This is a genomic window from Hymenobacter miniatus, assembly GCF_016427455.1.
GTDB classification, from domain to species: domain Bacteria; phylum Bacteroidota; class Bacteroidia; order Cytophagales; family Hymenobacteraceae; genus Hymenobacter; species Hymenobacter armeniacus.
Genome location: NZ_JAELXR010000012.1, coordinates 1 through 17,629, shown reverse-complemented (window position 1 = coordinate 17,629; position 17,629 = coordinate 1). Strand labels below are relative to the sequence as shown.

Annotated in this window: 12 protein-coding genes; 5 read left to right on the top strand and 7 right to left on the bottom strand. The window is 62.7% G+C overall.

All coding sequences use genetic code 11. From position 1 onward, the window contains the following. Positions 1 to 91: 91 nt before the first annotated feature. The gene (locus JAO73_RS23390; RefSeq protein ID WP_317191242.1) at positions 92 to 2,305 is read right to left on the bottom strand and encodes a GEVED domain-containing protein; all 2,214 of its coding nucleotides are present in this window, start codon (positions 2,303 to 2,305) and stop codon (positions 92 to 94) included. Positions 2,306 to 2,665: 360 nt separating this feature from the next. Here JAO73_RS23390 and JAO73_RS17455 point away from each other — a divergent pair, with 360 nt between their 5' ends. Beyond that, positions 2,666 to 3,478: an SDR family oxidoreductase gene (locus tag JAO73_RS17455; RefSeq protein ID WP_198978428.1), complete on the top strand. Its 813-nt coding sequence runs from the start codon at positions 2,666 to 2,668 to the stop codon at positions 3,476 to 3,478. 185 nt (positions 3,479 to 3,663) lie between these two features. Here the strand turns inward: JAO73_RS17455 and JAO73_RS17450 are convergent, their stop codons facing one another. After that, positions 3,664 to 5,388 (bottom strand): S8 family peptidase, encoded by a 1,725-nt coding sequence (locus tag JAO73_RS17450; protein WP_198978427.1) that lies wholly within the window; start codon positions 5,386 to 5,388, stop codon positions 3,664 to 3,666. Positions 5,389 to 5,769: 381 nt separating this feature from the next. Between JAO73_RS17450 and JAO73_RS17445 the strand changes: the two genes are divergently transcribed. The 4 genes from JAO73_RS17445 to JAO73_RS17430 all read left to right on the top strand — a co-directional run bounded on the left by JAO73_RS17445 (position 5,770) and on the right by JAO73_RS17430 (position 11,833). Beyond that, positions 5,770 to 8,463: a PIG-L family deacetylase gene (locus tag JAO73_RS17445; RefSeq protein ID WP_198978426.1), complete on the top strand. Its 2,694-nt coding sequence runs from the start codon at positions 5,770 to 5,772 to the stop codon at positions 8,461 to 8,463. A gap of 222 nt (positions 8,464 to 8,685) precedes the next feature. Next, on the top strand, positions 8,686 to 10,062 hold the full coding sequence (locus JAO73_RS17440) for an aspartate kinase (RefSeq protein WP_198978425.1): 1,377 nt from the start codon (positions 8,686 to 8,688) through the stop codon (positions 10,060 to 10,062). A gap of 88 nt (positions 10,063 to 10,150) precedes the next feature. Continuing rightward, complete coding sequence (locus JAO73_RS17435; protein ID WP_198978424.1) at positions 10,151 to 10,825, top strand: phosphatase PAP2 family protein; 675 nt, start codon at positions 10,151 to 10,153, stop codon at positions 10,823 to 10,825. Positions 10,826 to 10,945: 120 nt separating this feature from the next. Beyond that, positions 10,946 to 11,833 carry a glycerophosphodiester phosphodiesterase gene (locus tag JAO73_RS17430; protein WP_198978423.1) on the top strand — a complete coding sequence of 296 codons (888 nt, stop codon included), beginning with the start codon at positions 10,946 to 10,948 and terminating at the stop codon, positions 11,831 to 11,833. Between the two features lie 196 nt (positions 11,834 to 12,029). Here JAO73_RS17430 and JAO73_RS17425 read toward each other — a convergent pair whose 3' ends face one another. The 5 genes from JAO73_RS17425 to JAO73_RS17405 form a co-directional block, all read right to left on the bottom strand. Then, positions 12,030 to 12,923 carry a DUF2911 domain-containing protein gene (locus JAO73_RS17425; protein ID WP_198978422.1) on the bottom strand — a complete coding sequence of 298 codons (894 nt, stop codon included), beginning with the start codon at positions 12,921 to 12,923 and terminating at the stop codon, positions 12,030 to 12,032. 89 nt (positions 12,924 to 13,012) lie between these two features. Then, the gene (locus tag JAO73_RS17420) at positions 13,013 to 13,525 is read right to left on the bottom strand and encodes a hypothetical protein (protein WP_198978421.1); all 513 of its coding nucleotides are present in this window, start codon (positions 13,523 to 13,525) and stop codon (positions 13,013 to 13,015) included. A 127-nt stretch (positions 13,526 to 13,652) separates the two neighbouring features. After that, complete coding sequence (locus JAO73_RS17415; protein WP_198978420.1) at positions 13,653 to 15,497, bottom strand: ABC transporter ATP-binding protein; 1,845 nt, start codon at positions 15,495 to 15,497, stop codon at positions 13,653 to 13,655. 97 nt (positions 15,498 to 15,594) lie between these two features. Then, positions 15,595 to 16,110, bottom strand: a complete 516-nt coding sequence (locus tag JAO73_RS17410) for an energy transducer TonB (RefSeq protein ID WP_190924065.1) — start codon at positions 16,108 to 16,110, stop codon at positions 15,595 to 15,597. 6 nt (positions 16,111 to 16,116) lie between these two features. Beyond that, positions 16,117 to 17,629 (bottom strand): sodium:solute symporter (locus JAO73_RS17405; protein ID WP_317191241.1); only part of this gene is annotated, 1,513 nt, incomplete at its 5' end.

The window sequence follows — 17,629 nt, the reverse complement described above, 5'->3', positions numbered from 1 at the left end:
ATGAAGAAGGGAATGCAGAAAAACAGGCCGGCGGCCCGCTGGCCGCCGGTGTTATGGGTCGGGTAAATCGAAGGCGGCGAGTAGTGAAAGCTTACTGGCGCACCACGCGGCGCACGGCCGTCTGGCCCTGGGCGTCGCGCAGGTGCAGCACGTACACGCCCGGCGCCAGGCGGCTCAGGTCGAGTTGGGCATCGGCGGTGGGGCTCAGGCGCAGGGAGGTGCTCAGCACCGTGGCGCCCAACAGGTTCTGCACGGCCACGGCGTAGGTGCCGGCGGCGCTGGCATCGGCTAGGTTGAGGCGCACCAGGCCGTCGGCGGTGGGGGTCGGGAATACGGTCAGGCCGGGCAGGGCCTGGGCGTCGCGCGCGGCGAGGGGCTGCACCCGCACCTGGTAGTCTTCCACCTCGGCGTTCAGGGTGTTCACGCCGCAGGGGCTGGGGGCGTTGGTGTTGGCCACCACCAGCACGCGCATGCGGGTGTTGAGGTTGGCTGCGGTGCTGTTGAGGGCGAAGGTGGCCGTGTAGGAGGCGCTGCCGGCGGGCGTGAGTCCGTTGGCCACCAGTTCGGTGTTGTTGTCAAACACGCCGTCCACGTTCAGGTCCACCCACACGGAGGTGCGGTGCGCCGCCGTCAGGTTGGTGTTCACGGTGAGCGTCATCGAGCGGGCGGTGAGCGTGATGGGCGAGCTGGTGAAGTTGCCGTAGCCGCCCGTGGAGTTCAGCGAGGTGTTGGTGAAAGCCGGCACGGCGCCCGGCACGCTCACGGAGGTGATGTAGAAGGGGCTGGCCAGCTGGGTGCCGCCGGGGCCCGTGCCACCCGTGCCGTTGGAGGCGCAGTACACCAGGCAGGGCACCTGAATGGTGAGGTAGTCGGTGCGCGTCACGGTGCGCGAGCCGTTGGCATTGGTGGCTTGCAAGCTCACGGTGTAGGTGCCCGAGGCCAGGTACTGGTGCGAGGGGTTCTGGAGGGTGCTGGTGCCGCCGTCGCCGAAGGTCCACAGCCAGGAGGTGGGCGCGTTGGTGCTCAGGTCAGTAAACTGCACGGGGTTCACGCAGCCGCCGGCCACGTAGTTGCTGCTGAAGTTCACGATGGGCGGCGAGGTGTTGGGGCGGGCCACCACGGTGTAGTCTTCGGCCTGGCCGCTCACCTGGTTGGTGCAGGGGCCGGGGTTGCTGCCCACGGCGTCGGCCACCACGCGCAGGCGCAGGGGCTGGTTGAGCACGGTGCTGGCGGGCAGGTTCAGGGTGGCGGTGGGGCCGGGGCTGGGCGAGTTCAGGCCCTGGTACACCAGCTCGGAGGCGGCCAGCGTGCCGTCGTTGTTCAGGTCCAGATACACCCGGATGTCGTGCGCGTTGCTGCCGCCCGTCGTGATTATCATCTGGTTGTTGAGGCCCACCTGCAGTTCGGTGCGCTGCGGGCAGGTGAAATCCTGATAGCCGGCGCTGCCGTCGGCCGAGGCGTTGTCGATGGTGCCCAGCCGGAACCGGACGATGCCGTAGTTGGCGAAGAAGTTGGTGGTGCTGGGCGTGCAGCTGGCCGCCACCGGCACCGTGGTGTTGTAGGTGATGGTGGTGGCGGCGCTGGTGGCGCTGCCGGCCGCGTTGGTAGCGCGCAGGGTCACGGCGTAGGTGCCGGCCGTGGCGTAGCAGTGGTTGGGGTTTTGCTGGGTGCTGGTGCCACCGTCGCCGAAGGTCCAGAGCCAGGAGGTGGGGATGTTCTGGCTGGCGTCAGTAAACTGCACACAGCCCGAGCAGGTGGTGGTGCCGTTGGTGGTGAAGGCCGCCAGCGGCGGGCTCACGTTGGCCGAAAGTGTGACGCTGTAGTCCTCGTCCTGCGAGTACACCGGCGTCGAGCACGAGGTGGGCAGGGGGCTGTTGATGTAGTCGGTGGCCACGCGCAGGCGCAGGCGGGCGCCCAGGGTGGCCGTGGCGGGCGGCGTGAAAGTGCCCACGTGCGGGTTGGCCGGCGTGCTGCCGGATGGGTTAATGTCCTGATACACCAACTCGTCGTTGCCGGTGAAGGCCCCGTCGTTGTTGTAGTCCACATACACCCGCACGTTTTGCACGGCCGTAGTGGTGGTGCGGATGCTGATGGGGTACGTTTGGCCCACCACCAGCGGCACAGCGGCCACGGTGCAACTAAAGTCGCGGTAACCAGTGGTATAGGCCGTTCGGTTGGCCAGCACGGTGTTGCTCACCGTCACGCCCAGAATGGCCATGCCGTAGAGCGACGGATTGGCGATGCTGGCCGAGCCCGGGGTGCAGGCCGCCGCAACAGGACACTGAGCCACCGCCGTCGAAGACAAGCCCAGTGATAACAAAACGGCAGCAACGCCCGGTGCAACGCGGGACCAAGAACGTAAGAGTGGGTGCATACGGTATTTTGGGGGAAAACAATAGAATTCAGTGGATAAATGTAAGCAGAAAGCCGGGATAGAAAGGCCAAAATCGGCTATTATTCTATTTGAGTCGGCCATGTGCCGGCCCGGTCCCACCAATGCGTGCTTTCAGCCTCCAAAACCCGGCCGACGGCTGTGCTGACCGCACGCTGCGGGCCAGGTTTAACCGCGACCCGCAAAAATCATACCCTGCGGCCGTAAGTTTGCCCGGCGCTTGCGCGTTACCGCTCTAATCGGCCCCGGCGCGGGCCCTGTCTTTTACCATTTATGCCCACTCCCACGGTACTCATCACGGGCGGCACCTCCGGCATTGGCCGGGCCTGCGCCCTGGCTTTTGGCCGGGCCGGCTACCGGGTCGCCGTCACCGGCCGCGACCCCTTAAAACTGGCCGATACGGCGCAGGCCTTGGTGGCCGCCGGCATCTCCTCCAACCTTACAATCATTGCCGATGTGGGCGACGAAGCCGCCGCCGAGCGCGCCGTGCGTGAAACCGTGGCACACCTCGGAGGGCTGGACGTCCTCATCAACAACGCCGGCATCAGCATGCGCGCCCGCTTTCAGGACGCCGACCTGGAGGTCATCAAGCGGCTCATGCAAACCAACTTCTTCGGCACCGTTTTCACCACCAAGTTTGCCCTGCCGCACCTGCTGCAGAGCAAAGGCACCATCGTGGGCATCAGCAGCATTGCGGGCTACCGCGGCCTGCCGGGGCGCACCGGCTACTCGGCCTCCAAGTTTGCCATGAACGGCTTTCTCGAAGCCCTCCGCACCGAGCTGCTCGACCAGGGCGTGAACGTGCTCACGGCCGCGCCCGGCTTCACGGCCTCCAACATCCGCAACACGGCCCTGGCCGCCGACGGCTCCTCGCAGGGCGAGAGCCCGCGCGACGAGGGCGCCATGATGACCAGCGAAGCCGTAGCCGACGAAATCCTGAAAGCCGTGCAGCAGCGCAAGCGCACCCTGGTGCTCACCGGCCAGGGCAAGCTCACCGTTTTCCTCAATAAGCTTTTCCCCGGCCTCACCGACAAGCTGGTGCTGAACCACTTCCGGAAGGAGGAAAAGGGCGTGGACGTGGGCTGACGGACGCCTCCACCCCCGGCCCCCTCATCTCAAGGAGAGGGAGAGCCTGATGTAATTCAATAAAAAGCCCTGCTTCAATAATGAGGCAGGGCTTTTTGCATAGGAAACGACGAGTACTTCTATCGCCTGGCTCTCCCTCTCCCTCGGGAGAGGGGGCCGGGGGGTGAGGCGCCACGTTAGAACTATTACAGCGCCGCCTTCTGCGCCAGCTTCACGGCTTCGTACATGTCTACCACGCCGCCGGTCACGGAGAGCGTGCTGAAATCGGCCTTTTTCTCGGTGCCGGGCACGTCTACCTGCGTGTGGTGCACCTGCGCCGACTGCATGATGATGCGCTTCAAATCGGTGGCCGTGAGCTTGGGGAAATAGGCCTTGAGCACCGCCGCCACGCCGGCCGTCACGGGCGAGGCCATGCTGGTGCCGCTTTCGTTGCCGTAGGTGCTGCCCGGCAGCGTGCTGAAAATGCCCACGCCGGGCGCAAACACGTCTACCGCTTTCTTGCTGTAGTTGGAGAAATCGGCGGCCAGGTTGGCGTTGTCTTTCGGGCCCGAAGCGCCCACGGTGAGCAGGTTGGGCACCGGCGCTTTGTTGAGGTAGAACGAAGCGGGGTAGTTGTCGCTCACGTCGAGGTTGTTGTTCTCGTTGCCGGCGGCGTGCACCAGCAGCACATTCTTGCTGGCGGCATACTTGAAGGCGGCTTCCACGGCCGGGCGCTGGGGCGAGAACTCCTTGCCGAAGCTCATGTTGATGATGCTGGCGCCGTTATCCACGGCGTAGCGAATGGCGTTGGCAATGTCCTTGTCGCGCTCGTCGCCGTCGGGCACGGCGCGCACCGTCATGATGCGCACCGGGGCGGGGGCCAGGCCCTGCACGCCGAGGTTGTTGTCGCGCACGGCCGCGATGATGCCCGACACGTGGGTGCCGTGCATGGGGTCGGGGCCGTGGAGGTCGTTGTTGCCGTAGTAGCGCTGGGTGAGGTCGTTGGGGTTGTCCTTCACGATGTCGGCCCGCGGGTTGAATTTCAGGTTCAGCGAGTTGTCGAGCATGCTGCGCTCCTGCTTCACGCCTTCGTTCAGCTGCTTAATCAAGTCGTCGGCGTCGGAGGCACCGGTCTGGCGCATCATTTCCAGCATGCCGGCCGTGGCGCGCTTCAGGTTGGGGTCGTCGGTGTTGGCGTTTTTGAGGGCGGTGGTGTCCAGCTTCTCGGTGCCCAGGGCCTGCTTCATGGCGGCCACCATCTGGGTGAGGGGGCCGGCCATGCTTTCCACCTGCTGGTTGCGCTCGGTTTCTTCGGCCAGGCGGGCTTTGTAGGCCTTTTCAGCTTTTTGATACAGGGCGTAATCAGCCTTTTCGGTGGGCTTCACCGTGGCGGCGGTTTTGCCCTTGAAGCGGGTGCGGCCGGCGGCTACTATGCGCGTCATTTCCAGCGTTTCGGCGTTCACGTTGCGGCCGTCGGGGCCCCCGAGGAAGTTCCAGCCGTGCACGTCGTCGACGTAGCCGTTCTTGTCGTCGTCGATGCCGTTGCCGGGAATTTCCTTGGGGTTGGTCCAGAGCACGGCCTTCAGGTCGACGTGGGCCGTGTCGATGCCCGAGTCGATGACGGCCACCACCACGGGGGCGGGCGTGCGGCCTTTCAGCAGCTCGGCATAGGTGCGGGTGGCGCCCACGCCGGGCACCTTGTCCAGTTCGGGGTCTTTGAGGTACCACTGGGCCGCGCTTTGGTCGGCTTTGGGGGCGGGTGCCGCCTGCGGCGCGGGCGTCTCGGGCGCTACCGGTGCCGGGGCCGCCACGGGCACGCTCACAGCCGCCGAGGCCGCCGGCGTGGTGGCCAAGGGGCGGCGGGCGCAGGAAGAAAACAGCGTGACGGCCAGCAGCAGCGGCAGCGAAACGCGGGGGAAGGTTGACGTCATAAGCAAGAAAAAGGCCGCGCACGAGGCGGCCGGTGTGGGAAATAACCGAAGAAGGGGCCAAGCTAGTTCAGCCGAGGCAAAGACGTGCCCCGGCCACCCAATGTTGCGCCCGCCCCGTGGCAAACGTGCTGGCGCGTGTTGGCGAACCTGCGCCATTGGGCTTGTTGTGCCAGGCGCCTCACCCCCCGGCCCCCTCTCCCAAGGCAGAGGGGGAGCCACGGCGGCGCTTACTGTGCGTGGTTTTCACGGTACAGGATACCACCCGCTTACCAACACCTGATGTCGACTGGCACCCCCTCTCGCTGAGGAGAGGGGGCCGGGGGGTGAGGCGCTCCGTTGAACGTCCGGTAACTTCACGCCCTCAATTCCGGTTTCCCGCGCATGATTCGCTCCCTCCGCCCGCTCGCCGCGGCCCTGCTACTACTCACTGTTAACTGCTCCCTGTTAACTGAGACGAAGGCCCAAACGCCCAAAACCTACACCTCCGCCGAAATCCTGCTGGGCCTCAAGAAGCTCAACGTCCTCGGCTCGGTGATGTACTTGGCTGCCCACCCCGACGATGAAAACACCCGCCTCATCGCCTACATGGCCAACGAGCGCCTGCTCGAAACCAGCTACCTGAGCTGCACCCGCGGCGACGGCGGCCAGAACCTCATCGGCCCCGAACTGCGCGAAGGCCTCGGCGTGATTCGCACGCAGGAGCTGCTGGCGGCCCGGCGCCTCGACGGCGGCCGGCAGTTCTTCACCCGCGCCAACGACTTCGGCTTCTCCAAAACCTCCGACGAAACCTTTCGCATCTGGGACAAGGAGCAGGTGCTCGCCGACATGGTGTGGGTCATCCGCCAGCGCCGGCCCGATGTGCTCATCACCCGCTTCCCGCCCGATGCCCGCGCCGGCCACGGCCACCACCAGGCCAGCGCCATCCTCGCCGCCGAAGCCTTCTCGGCCGCCGGCGACCCCAAGCGCTTCCCCGAACAGCTCCAGTACGTGCAAGCCTGGCAGCCCAAGCGCCTGCTCTGGAACACCGGCAGCTTCTTCGTGAAGCCCGGCGAAAACATGGACGGCTACCTCCGGCTCGACGCCGGCGGCTACAACCCCCTGCTGGGCCAGAGCTACGGCGAAATCGCGGCCCGCAGCCGCAGTAACCACCGCAGCCAGGGCTTCGGCTCGGCCGCCCAGCGGGGCGAGGCGCTGGAGTATTTCCAGCCCGTGAAAGGCGACAAGGCCACCAAAGACCTGTTCGAAGGCGTGGACCAGACCTGGAACCGGGTGCCCGGCGGCGCGGCCGTGGGCAAGCTCATCGAGGAGGTGATTCGCAAGTACGACCCGAGCAACCCCAGCGCCAGCGTGGCGGGGCTGCTGAAGGTGCGGGATGCCGTAGGCAATTTATGGCAAAACGCTATTGCAAAAGATGCGGGCTTGCCAATCAATAAGCCGACTACTGCTGAACAATATTGGCTTTCGGAAAAGGATGAGCAAATAGAAACCCTGATTAAAGCTGCTTTAGGCTTATATGTAGAAGCGACAGCTAATACCGCGACAGCAGTTGCCGGGCAGCCGATTGAAGTGACTTATGAAATAACAAACCGCTCTAAGTGGACCGGCAAGCTCAGCGAAATAGCGACTTCTCCTAATGCAATTGGCGGCGATACCCTCTTCTATAAACCCTTAATAGTCGATAAGAGCATTCGAACAACTAAGCGACAGCTCATTCCCTTGTTCATTCAAGAATCGCAGCCCTACTGGCTTCGTGAGAAGGGCACCATTGGTATGTATTCTGTTCCAGAAAAAACGCCACTTGGTAGTCTAACCAAAGTCTCTTTAGGTAGCAAAAACTCACCAGATTATATAAACAAGAAGAAAGAGCTTGAGGCAAACCCCAATGTTTTTTTAGCGCGTCAATTACTGATTGGGCTGCCTGAGAATAGGTCTGCCATAGATGGAATTGTGGGCTTGGACTTCGAAAATGGCAAAGGCGCTAAAATGCATTTTCGCCTGCAAGTCCCCGTCCAATACAAGCACACCGACCCGGTGCTGGGCGAATTATACCAGCCGCTGGCCGTGGTGCCGCCCGTGCTGGTGAACCTACCGCCCGCCCGTTCCTACGTCTTCGCCGATGCCCAGCCCAAGACCGTGCCCGTCACGCTGCGGGCCGGGCGCGCCGGGGTGAGCGGCCGCCTGGCCCTGGCCCTGCCCGCCGGCTGGAAGTGCGAGCCCGCCACCTTCGACTTCGCCCTCGCCGCCAAAGACGAGGAGCTGACCGTGAACTTCCAGGTGCAGCCCCTGGCCGGCGCCGCGCCCGGCCGCGCCGAGCTGCGCGCCACCGCCACCGTGGCCGGCCAGGCCTACGCCCGCGGCATCCAGAAGATTGAGTATCCGCACATTCCCACGCAGTTCCTCTTCCCCGAAGCCGTGGCCCCGCTGGTGAAGCTCGACCTGAAGCGGCGCGGCCAGAACGTGGCCTACCTCATGGGCGCCGGCGACGAAGTGCCCGACGCCCTGCGCCAAATTGGCTACAACGTGACCCTGCTCGAACCCAAGGACCTCACCGCCGCCCGCCTCAAGGAGTTCGACGCGCTGGTCGTGGGCATCCGCGCCTACAACACCGTCGATGCCCTGAAAACCAAGCAGCCCGAAATCCTCAAATACATCGAGCAGGGCGGCAACGTGGTGGTGCAATACGTGGTGAACCGCGGCACCGTCATGCCCGAAATCGGCCCCTACCCCATGACGCTCTCCTCCGACCGCGTGACCGTGGAAGACGCCCCCGTGACCCTCACGAAGCACCAGCTACTGGCCGCCCCCAACAAAATCACCGCCGACGATTTCAAAGGCTGGGTGCAGGAGCAGGGCCTGTACTACCCCTCCAAATGGGACCCCAAATACCAAACCGTCATCTCCAGCAGCGACCCCGGCGAAGCCCCCAAGGAAAGCGCCATCCTGGTGACGGACTACGGCAAAGGGCATTACATCTACACCGGCCTGTCACTGTTTCGGGAGCTGCCGGCCGGCGTGCCGGGCGCCTACCGCATTATCACGAACATGATTTCCTACGGGAAGGAAGTGGCGCAGTAACGGGCGCCTCACCCCCCGGCCCCCTCTCCTCAGGGAGAGGGGGAGCCACGGCGGCACACTTGTTGGCGGTTTGCCTTTGTTCCGATTTTACCTTGCAGGTCGTTTGGGCATTACCCGAACGACCTTCTTATTTGTCTAATTGAATTTTTGCGTCCGTGCCGCCTCGGCTCCCCCTCTCCCTGAGGAGAGGGGGCCGGGGGGTGAGGCGCCCGCTAGCACCGTATGCTCACAGTAGAAAAAATCGGCGGCACCTCGATGACCGCCTTCGCCGATGTCCTCCAAAACATCATCTTTCACGGCCGCCAGGGCGCGGCCTTATACAACCGCATTTTCGTGGTGTCGGCCTACGCCAACGTCACCAACTGGCTGCTCGAAAACAAGAAAACCGGCGCACCCGGCGTGTATCACCGCATCAGCCAGCATCAGGAGTTTCGGGCGGCCTTGCAAGACGTGGCCGCCAAACTGCAGGAGCTGAATAAGCACTACGAGCCGCTTGGACTCGATTTGGCCGTGGCCGATACCTTCATTCAGCAGCGCATCGACCAGGCGCAGGTGTACCTGGAGAGCCTGGTGAACGTGCTGGCTTCCGGCTACGTCAACAGCGCCAACATTCTGCAGGCCGCCCGCGAAATCCTGGCCTCGATAGGAGAGGCGCATTCGGCCTTCAACTCCGTCAACATCCTGCAAAACCGCGGCGTAAATGCCACCCTGGTCGACCTCAGCGGCTTCGACGACGCCCAGGCCCTGACCATCGACGAGCGCATCCGGCAGGCGTTTGCCGACATCGATTTTGCGAGCACCATCTGCATCGCCACCGGCTACACCAAGGGCACCGAAGGCATCATGCGCGAGTTCGACCGGGGCTACTCGGAAGTCACTTTCAGCAAGATTGCCGTGGCCGTGCGGCCCCAGGAGGCCATCATTCACAAGGAATACCACCTCTGCTCCGCCGACCCCAACCTGGTGGGCGTGGACCACTGCCGCCCCGTGGGCTTCACCAACTACGACGTGGCCGACCAGCTGGCCGACGTGGGCATGGAGGCCATTCACCCCAAGGCCTCGAAGCCGCTGGAGATACACGCCATCGACCTGCGCATCAAAAACACCTTCGAGCCCGAGCACCCCGGCACGCTCATCACCCGCGACTTCGTGAGCCCCGACAAGCACATCGAAGTCATCACCGGCACCGACAACGTGGTGATGATTGACATCCACGACCCCCTGATGGTGGGCACCGCCGGCTTCGACCTGCACCTGATGCAGGTGTTCTACGACCTCGACGTGAGCTACATCTTCAAAGCCACCAGCGCCAACAGCATCTCGGTGCTGGTGTGGGCCAAAGATTTGAAGGCCGAACTCACCGCTGCCCTGCAGGCGAAATACGAGCAGGTCACCATCGAAGAAGCTGCCCTGGTTTGCCTCATCGGCTCCAACATCGACGAGCCCGGCCTGCTGGCCCGTGCCGCCGGCGCCTTGGCCGAAGCCGGCATCAACATTCGCAGCGCCGGCTTTGCCCTGCGCAAGGTCAACATTCAGTTCATTGTGGGGCGCGAGGAATACCGGCCCGCCATCGTGGCCCTGAACCAGGCGCTGGGGTAGCACCGTAGCGCGGACGCTGCAAGTCCGCGCCCTGACGCACGAACGTTCCGACTTGTGCGGACTCGCAGAGTCCGCGCTACATTGCCACATGACGCTTCGCCAGTTTCTCGTTTTCACTGCCCTCACGCTGCCGGCCTGCGCGCTGCTCATTCTGTTCCTCGACCAGCCGCTGGCCGCTTTCATCCACGCGCATTTCGGGTGGGCCAGGCCCTTTTTCGCCGCCCTCACCACCGGCGCCGATGCTGCGCATGAGGCGCTGATGACGCATGTGGTGGGGCTGCCATTCATTTTTGAGGCGCTGGGCCTGGCCTTTGCCATCGGCCGCTACGGGCTGAGGCGCCGGGGTGCCACGCTGTTTCTGGTGCTGCTGCTCACGCACGAGTTCAGCATGGTGCTGGCCAAGGCGCTGAAGGGTTCGGTGCACCGCCTGCGGCCCGAAGTGCAGTTTGCCAAAGGCTATGCGGGCAACGGGCTGTGGGCCGCCGGCCCGCACAACGACTCGTTTCCTTCCTATCACACGGCGGTGTATTTCAGTCTGTTCTTGCCGCTGGCCGTGGCGTTTCCGCGCTGGCGGGTGCCGCTGCTGGTGCTGCCGGGGCTGATTGGGCTGGGGCGGCTGGTGCTGGGCATGCACTATCTGAGCGACGTGTGGGCGTCGCTGTGGCTGGTGGTGGCGCTCACGTTCCTGTTTGGCCTGCTGGAAAAGCCGCGCCGGGATGTAGAGACGCGTATTCGCGTCTCGTCGTTGAACGATGACGCTTGATTGACGCCATATGATTCGGTATGGCTAGTTCAACGACGAGACGCGAATACGCGTCTCTACATCCCGGCGGGCCACTTTCCCGTTCAGGTGCGCAAGGCACGTGCCGGTCCACGCTTTTTCATGAGAAACCACTTCGTATTTAAGGCCGCGTTGGCCCTGGCCATCACCTGGCAGCTGGCCGGCTGCGCCACCACCAAAGTCACGCCCGACCCCAAGCTGGTCATATTGGGCCACGCGGGCTCCGGCTTTTTCACCCCCATAAGTCCCTTCAACTTTCGGCCGCCCAGCAGTTGGCGCGGCATTCGGCGGGCCCTGCTGCGGGGCGCCGATGGCGTCGAAGTCGACCTGCAGCTCAGCCAGGACAGCGTGGTGATGCTCTACCACGACCAAAAGCTCGACGACCACGGCTCCGGCACCGGCTGCGTGAGCCAGCACACCGCCGCCGAGCTGGTGCAGCTGCGCTACCGCGGCGGCTGGCCCTACGACTGGATTCAGAAGGAGCGCCCCATCACCTTCGATACCCTGCTGGCCCGCCTCAACCGCCGGCCTACATTTCCGCGCCTGCACCTCGACTTGCACGAAGACGACCAGTGCCTGCCCGCCGGCAAGCAGCACGCCCGCACGCCGCTGCTCATCCGCCAGATTGCCCGCAGCCTCGCCCGCTACCGCGTGCCGCCCGAGAAAGTGCTGCTCATTACTCAGGAAAGCGGCACTATTCCGCTGGTCCGCAAGGCCATGCCCAAAGTCCCCATCGGCCTCGAAATCGCCTCCGACGAATTTGCTTTCGGCCTGCGCCTGGCCCGCACCGAAAAGCTGCACACCGTGGTGCTCGACGCCGACCGCGTGACGCCGGAGCAAACCGCCCAAGCCCGCGCCGCCGGCCTCGGCGTGGTCGTGTTCGGCGGCCGCTCGGCCAAGGACATCAAGCGCGTGCTGGCCACCCAGCCCAATGAAATCGAAGTCGATAACCTCAAGCGCCTGCTGATTTTGCAGGGAAGAAAGAAGTAAAGCGCCTGTCATTGCGAGCGCAGCAACGCAAGCCGTCCTGCCAAAACCAGACACATGCACGAACCAAAAAGCCCCGGCACTACGCTGTGCCGGGGCTTTTTAATGACTTGAGGCGTCACATTATGAGGCTGGTCGCTGAGAGCAGGACGGCTTGCGTCGCTGCGCTCGCAATGACAGACGACCGCACAGGCGGCAACTATTTGCCGCCCTTCTTGGCCTGGGCCATCAAGTCCTCGTTCATTTTCACGTATTCGCCATTCGGGGGCGTGGCGGCCAGGGCCGCTTTCTTCGACGCTTCGGCGGCTTTGGTGGCGCCGGCGTAGTCTTTCATTTTGAGGCGGATTTTGGCTTCCGTGTTCAGGTTCCAGTACTTGGTGGGCTCGGCGGCGTTGGCTTTCTCCATCCAGGCGAGGGCCTGCTTCAGGTCTTTGTTGTTGTCGTAGTAGTACACGGCCGCAGCGGCGAGGTCGGCGGGGGCAGGGCTGGCGTTTTTGGTGATTTTCTCGTCAATCTGGGCCATCACCTTGGTGTCCACGTCGGCGGTCACTTTGAATTTGGCGCCCGTGTTTTCCCACTCCATGGCCACGTTGGCGGTGGCGGGCGTCAGGTCGGTGAAGGCGATGGTGAAGGTTTCGACCTTGCCGGACAGTTTGTAGGGCTTGATGGTGAAGCGGGCCACGTCCTGGTCGTCCTTGAAGCCGTCCACGTCGGCGCCTTGCTTGAGGCTTTTGTTCAGCACCACGGTCCACTCGTTGGGGCGCGGCACGGTGTAGATGCCGTACTCGCCGGCCGGCACCTTCTTGCCCTCAATCATCACATCGTCCGAAAACTTGATGCTGGTGGTGCCGTTGGCACCCGTGCGCCAGCGCTTGCCGTTGGGCACCAGCGAGTTGTCGCTGCCGAAAATGCTGCGGCCCTTGGCGCTGGGGCGCGAGTACACGATGGTGATGTCGGTGAGGCCCACGCGCTGCGTGATGGTGCTCTGGGGGCTGGCGGCGGGCGTGCGGATTTGGGCCTGAGCGGCCGGGGCAACTAGCAGGGTAGCAGCCGTAACCACGGCCGCGGAAAAACTAAGGAAGTGCTTGCTCATCAGGTAAGGAAAGCGTGAGGGGGTGAGTGTGGAGCCAAAAATACGAAACCCGCGCTTGGGGCGCGGGTTTTGAGCAGGTGCGCTCATGGCTACATGATAAGCGTAAACCCGTGCCGCTGTTTTGCTTCTCCCAAAATCTCCTCAAGCAACTGGAGTTGTGAGCTGAAATTCAGGTAAAAGGTAATAGTCACTTCCTTCGAGTCCTTGTAGATGAACTTCAGTACATTACCGGTGCCATCTGATAGGTATTTAGGTGAGCTATAGGCCGGCCCACCTTTATAAGCCATAGCAGCTTCTATTGCTCTGATAGCTCGCAAGTCAATGTGCTTATCCCCAATCACAACCACATCTGGGCGAAAGCACACAGTTTTTTTCGTAATACCGTGCGATGGATTTCCGCTGAACTGATTTCTTAGTGTCCATCCTATCATAAGAAGCACTAAAGGGAGCCCAATAGCTTCCAATATTGTACCTAGCGGGTAGTCCATTTTGTCAAGCAGGAAACCAAACCCAAATAGCCCAATACCAATAAAGCCAACCATGCCCATTCGCTTGAACTGCCGAGTTTCAGGTCCCACCAAGTGTAGGGTTATTTCGCTCATAGGCTGGGTTCGGGCGATTGTAGGTTAGCTTCCAGACTTGGGCTGCGGCGACAGTAGCTCCATCAGCCTGCGAAATGGTCAAACGCTTCATGGCTAAATGAGCGTCTTGCCAGAAGGCCTCAGATTTCTACGTCAACTCAAACTGCAGCCGCAGCAAATTCGCGTACAGGCCGCCTTCGCGCTCGCTCAGTTCTTCATGCGAGCCAGCTTCCACAATGCGGCCACCGTCAATCACCAGGATTTTATCAACCTTGCGAATAGTAGAAAGACGGTGGGCAATGATGAGGCTCGTGCGGCTTTGCATCAGCTCATCCAAGGCGCCTTGCACCAGCTTTTCGCTTTCGCTGTCGAGCGAAGAAGTGGCTTCGTCCAAAATGAGGATGGCGGGGTTTTTCAGGATGGCCCGGGCAATGGCCACGCGCTGGCGCTGCCCGCCCGAGAGCTTGATGCCCCGGTCGCCCACCACCGTATCCAGCGCCTCGGGGAAGGCTTGGATGAACTGCCAGGCATTGGCCCGCTCGGCGGCTTCGATGATTTCGGCGTCGGAGGCATCGGGCTTGCCATAGGCAATGTTTTCGCGAATGGTGCCGCCGAACAGCAGCGTTTCCTGCGGCACGATGCCGATGTGGCGGCGCAGGGCGGTGAGGTCGTAGTCCTGCACGTCGTGCCCGTCCACGATGATGCGGCCGCCGCTTAAGGGGTAAAACTGCATCAGCAGGCCGGCAATGGTGCTTTTGCCCGCGCCGCTGGGGCCGACTAGGGCAATTTTCTCGCCCGCCGCAATGTGGAAATCAATGTCTTTCAGCACCGGCACGTCGGGCCGGGTGGGGTAGCGAAAGGCCACGTGCTCGTAGCGAATGTCGCCGTGCAGGCGGGTCGGCACCAGGCCTACGGGCGGCTCGATGTGCGTGGGCTCGGGCGTTTCGTCCAGAATTTCGAGAATGCGCTCGGACGCGCCGAGGGTGCTCTGGATTTTGCCGTACATCTCGCCCAGCCCTGCAATGGAAGCCCCGATGAAGACGGTGAAGAGCAGGAACGTGAGCAGCTGGCTCACTTCGAGGTGGTCGGGGCCGGGGTAGTACACCAGCGTGGCGGCGCGCCACAAAATGAGGATGATGCCGCCGGTGAGGCCGATGATTACAAACGACACGAAGCCGCCGCGAAACAAATTGCTTTTCAGGGCCACGCGCACGGCGCGGTTGAGGGCCGTGCCGTAGCGGTGGGTTTCAAACCGCTCGTTGGTAAAGGCCTTCACCGAGTTGATGGCCTGCAGGGTTTCCTCCACAATGGTGTTCGTGGCGGCCAGCTCTTGCTGGGTGTTGCGGGCGAGCACCCGGATTTTGCGCCCGAAAACGCCTGCTGCCAGGATGATGGGCGGAAACGTGAGCAGCATGAACAGCGACAGCTTCGGCGACACGATGAGAATGGCCGTGATGCCGATAATCAGCGTGAACACCTGCCGAAACAGTTCGGCGATGGTGAGCGAAAACGTGTCCTGAATCTGGCCCACGTCGGTGGTGATGCGCGAGGTGATGGCCCCGACGCGGTTTTGCTCGAAAAAGGGGATGGGCAGCTGCACAAACTTGCCGTAGAGCGCCTGCCGGATGTCGCGCACCGTGAACTCGCTCACCTGCGTAAAAAACCAAATACGCCCGAAGGAAAAGAAACCCTGGCAGGTGATGATGACAAACAGCAGCAGCGCAATGCCGTTGATGCTGAGCGGAAAGCGGTCGAGAATAACCACCGGCTTGTGGTTGGCCGCGTCGATGAGCTTGCCGGCCAGCCACGGAAACACCATGAACGTGCTGCTGCTGAGCACCAGCATGAGCATGCCTACCAGAAACTTGCCGCGGTAGGGCAGCATGTAGCGGAAAATCCGCAGGCTGCGCTTGAGCGACTCCTTGTTTACTTTCGGTTTGGGCAGGTCGGCGGTTACGTCGCTGCCACTGGTATTTAATCCACTTCTGGCCATCAGGCGGGGGTAATGTTAACTAACTATCGAACACGGCAAATACGGCAGCCTGGCGTGAGGCCACGATGAAGCGCTGCAGAACCGCCGCAATCCCGCCTTATTTCACGCGCCGCACGCCGGCGGGCGAGGGCCGGTTGTTCATTTCAATCTTCATGTTGCCCGCGCCGCCGAAGGGCACCGGCAGCTGAATGAGCACCGGCACCGGCCGGCCTTTGCGCATGGCCGGCTGCCAGCCCGTGAGCAGGGGCACCACGCGCAGGGCCTCGGCGTCGCACTCGGGCGAGAGCGACTTGGCCACCACTGGGTTGGTCACGGAGCCGTCGGCGTTCACCGTGGCCGTCACCAGCACGATGCCGCTAAGGGCTTTGACGCGCGCGGCTTCCGGATATTTTATGTTTTCGAGAAAAAACAAGCCCAGGGCCTGCTCGCCGCCGGGGTACACGGGCGCGCGGTCGGGGCGGTTGGCGGCCGAATGGGCCTGCACCTGCATGTTGTCGGCCTTGAGGATGATGGGCTGCTGCGCAGCGCCGGGCGTGGCCGCGGGCGCTTGGGCCCGCGCCGCCGAGGCCGCCGAGCCCACGGCCAAAATCGTCAAAAGAATAGTTTTCGTCATGGGAAGTTAAACCGCGGTTTGGGCGGCGGGGTTCACCGCCGCTGGCCGGGAAATGGCCAGCAGGCCCAGGTAGATGAGCGCGCCGTTGAGCAGCAGGATTTCAAAGCCGAACTTGTAGCCATTGAGCCACTCCACCGAGTGCGATACGATGAGCCAGGTCAGGCCCACCCCCGCCACGCACACGGGCAGCACCAATTGGTCGCGCAGCCGGCGGCCGGTGAGGATGCCAAAGGCAAACAGCCCCAGCAAGGGCCCGTAGGTGAAGCCCGCGGCCTTGTACACGGCATCGATGAGGCTCTGGTTGTTGTAGGCCCGGAAGATGAGGATGATGATAATCAGGACCACCGACCAGCCCAGGTGGGTGAGCTGGCGCAGGCGCGTCTGGCGGGCTTCCGGGTATTTCTTGATGTCGAGGAAGTCGACGCAGAAAGAAGTGGTGAGGGAAGTAAGAGCGGAGTCGGCCGAAGCGTAAGTGACGGCGATGATGCCCAGAATGAAGATGATGCCCGCCACGATGGAAAACTGCGTGGTGGCCAGGTAGGGGAATACCTTGTCAGTGTTCAGCGAGCCGTTGAGGTTGAGCAGCTGAGGCAGCTGCTCCAGTTTCAAGCCGCGGGCGGTGGCGTATTGGTACATCAGCACGCCCAAGGTCAGGAACAGAATGTTGACGCACACAATGACCGGCGTGAACCAGAACAGGTTCTTCTGGGCTTCGCCGAGGCTGCGGCAGCTCAGGTTCTTCTGCATCAGGTCCTGGTCGAGGCCGGTCATCACGATGGTGATGAACATGCCCGAGGCGAACTGCTTCCAGAAAAACTTGTCGTCGCGCACGTCGGAGAAATACACCTGCGACATTGGGCTGTCCTTCACCGCCGTGATGAGCTTGGCAAAGGAGTAGTTCAGCGCATCGGCCATGAAGTAGATGCTCAGGGCCACGCAGCTCAGCATGGCCAGCGTCTGAAAGGTATCGGTCCAGAGAATGGTTTTGAGGCCGCCCTTGAAGGTGTAGAGGTAGATGAACAGGATGCTGACCACCACCGTCACGGCAAAGGGCACGCCCATGGCATCGAACACCGCCAGCTGCAGCACGCCCGCTACCAGGTACAGCCGCAGGGCCGAGCCCAGGGAGCGCGAAATCAGAAAAAACAGCGCCCCGGTTTTGTAGCTCCAGTAGCCAAACCGCTCATCCAGATACGAATAGATGCTCACCAGCCGCAGCCGGTAGTACAGCGGCATCAGCACCAGCCCAATTACCACGTAGCCGGCCACAAAGCCCAGGGCCACGGCCAAATAGCTCCAGCTTTTGCCGTACACGTTGCCCGGCACCGAGATAAAGGTGACGCCCGAAAGCGAGGTGCCAATCATGGCGAAAGCCACCATGTACCACGGGGCGTTGCGGTTGGCCACGAAGAAGCTTTCGCTGGTAGCCCCCCGCGACGTGAGGATGGCAATGATGATGAGAACCGCGAAGTAGCCCGCTACGAGGCTGAGAACGAGAGTTGGCGACATGTAAGCAGGG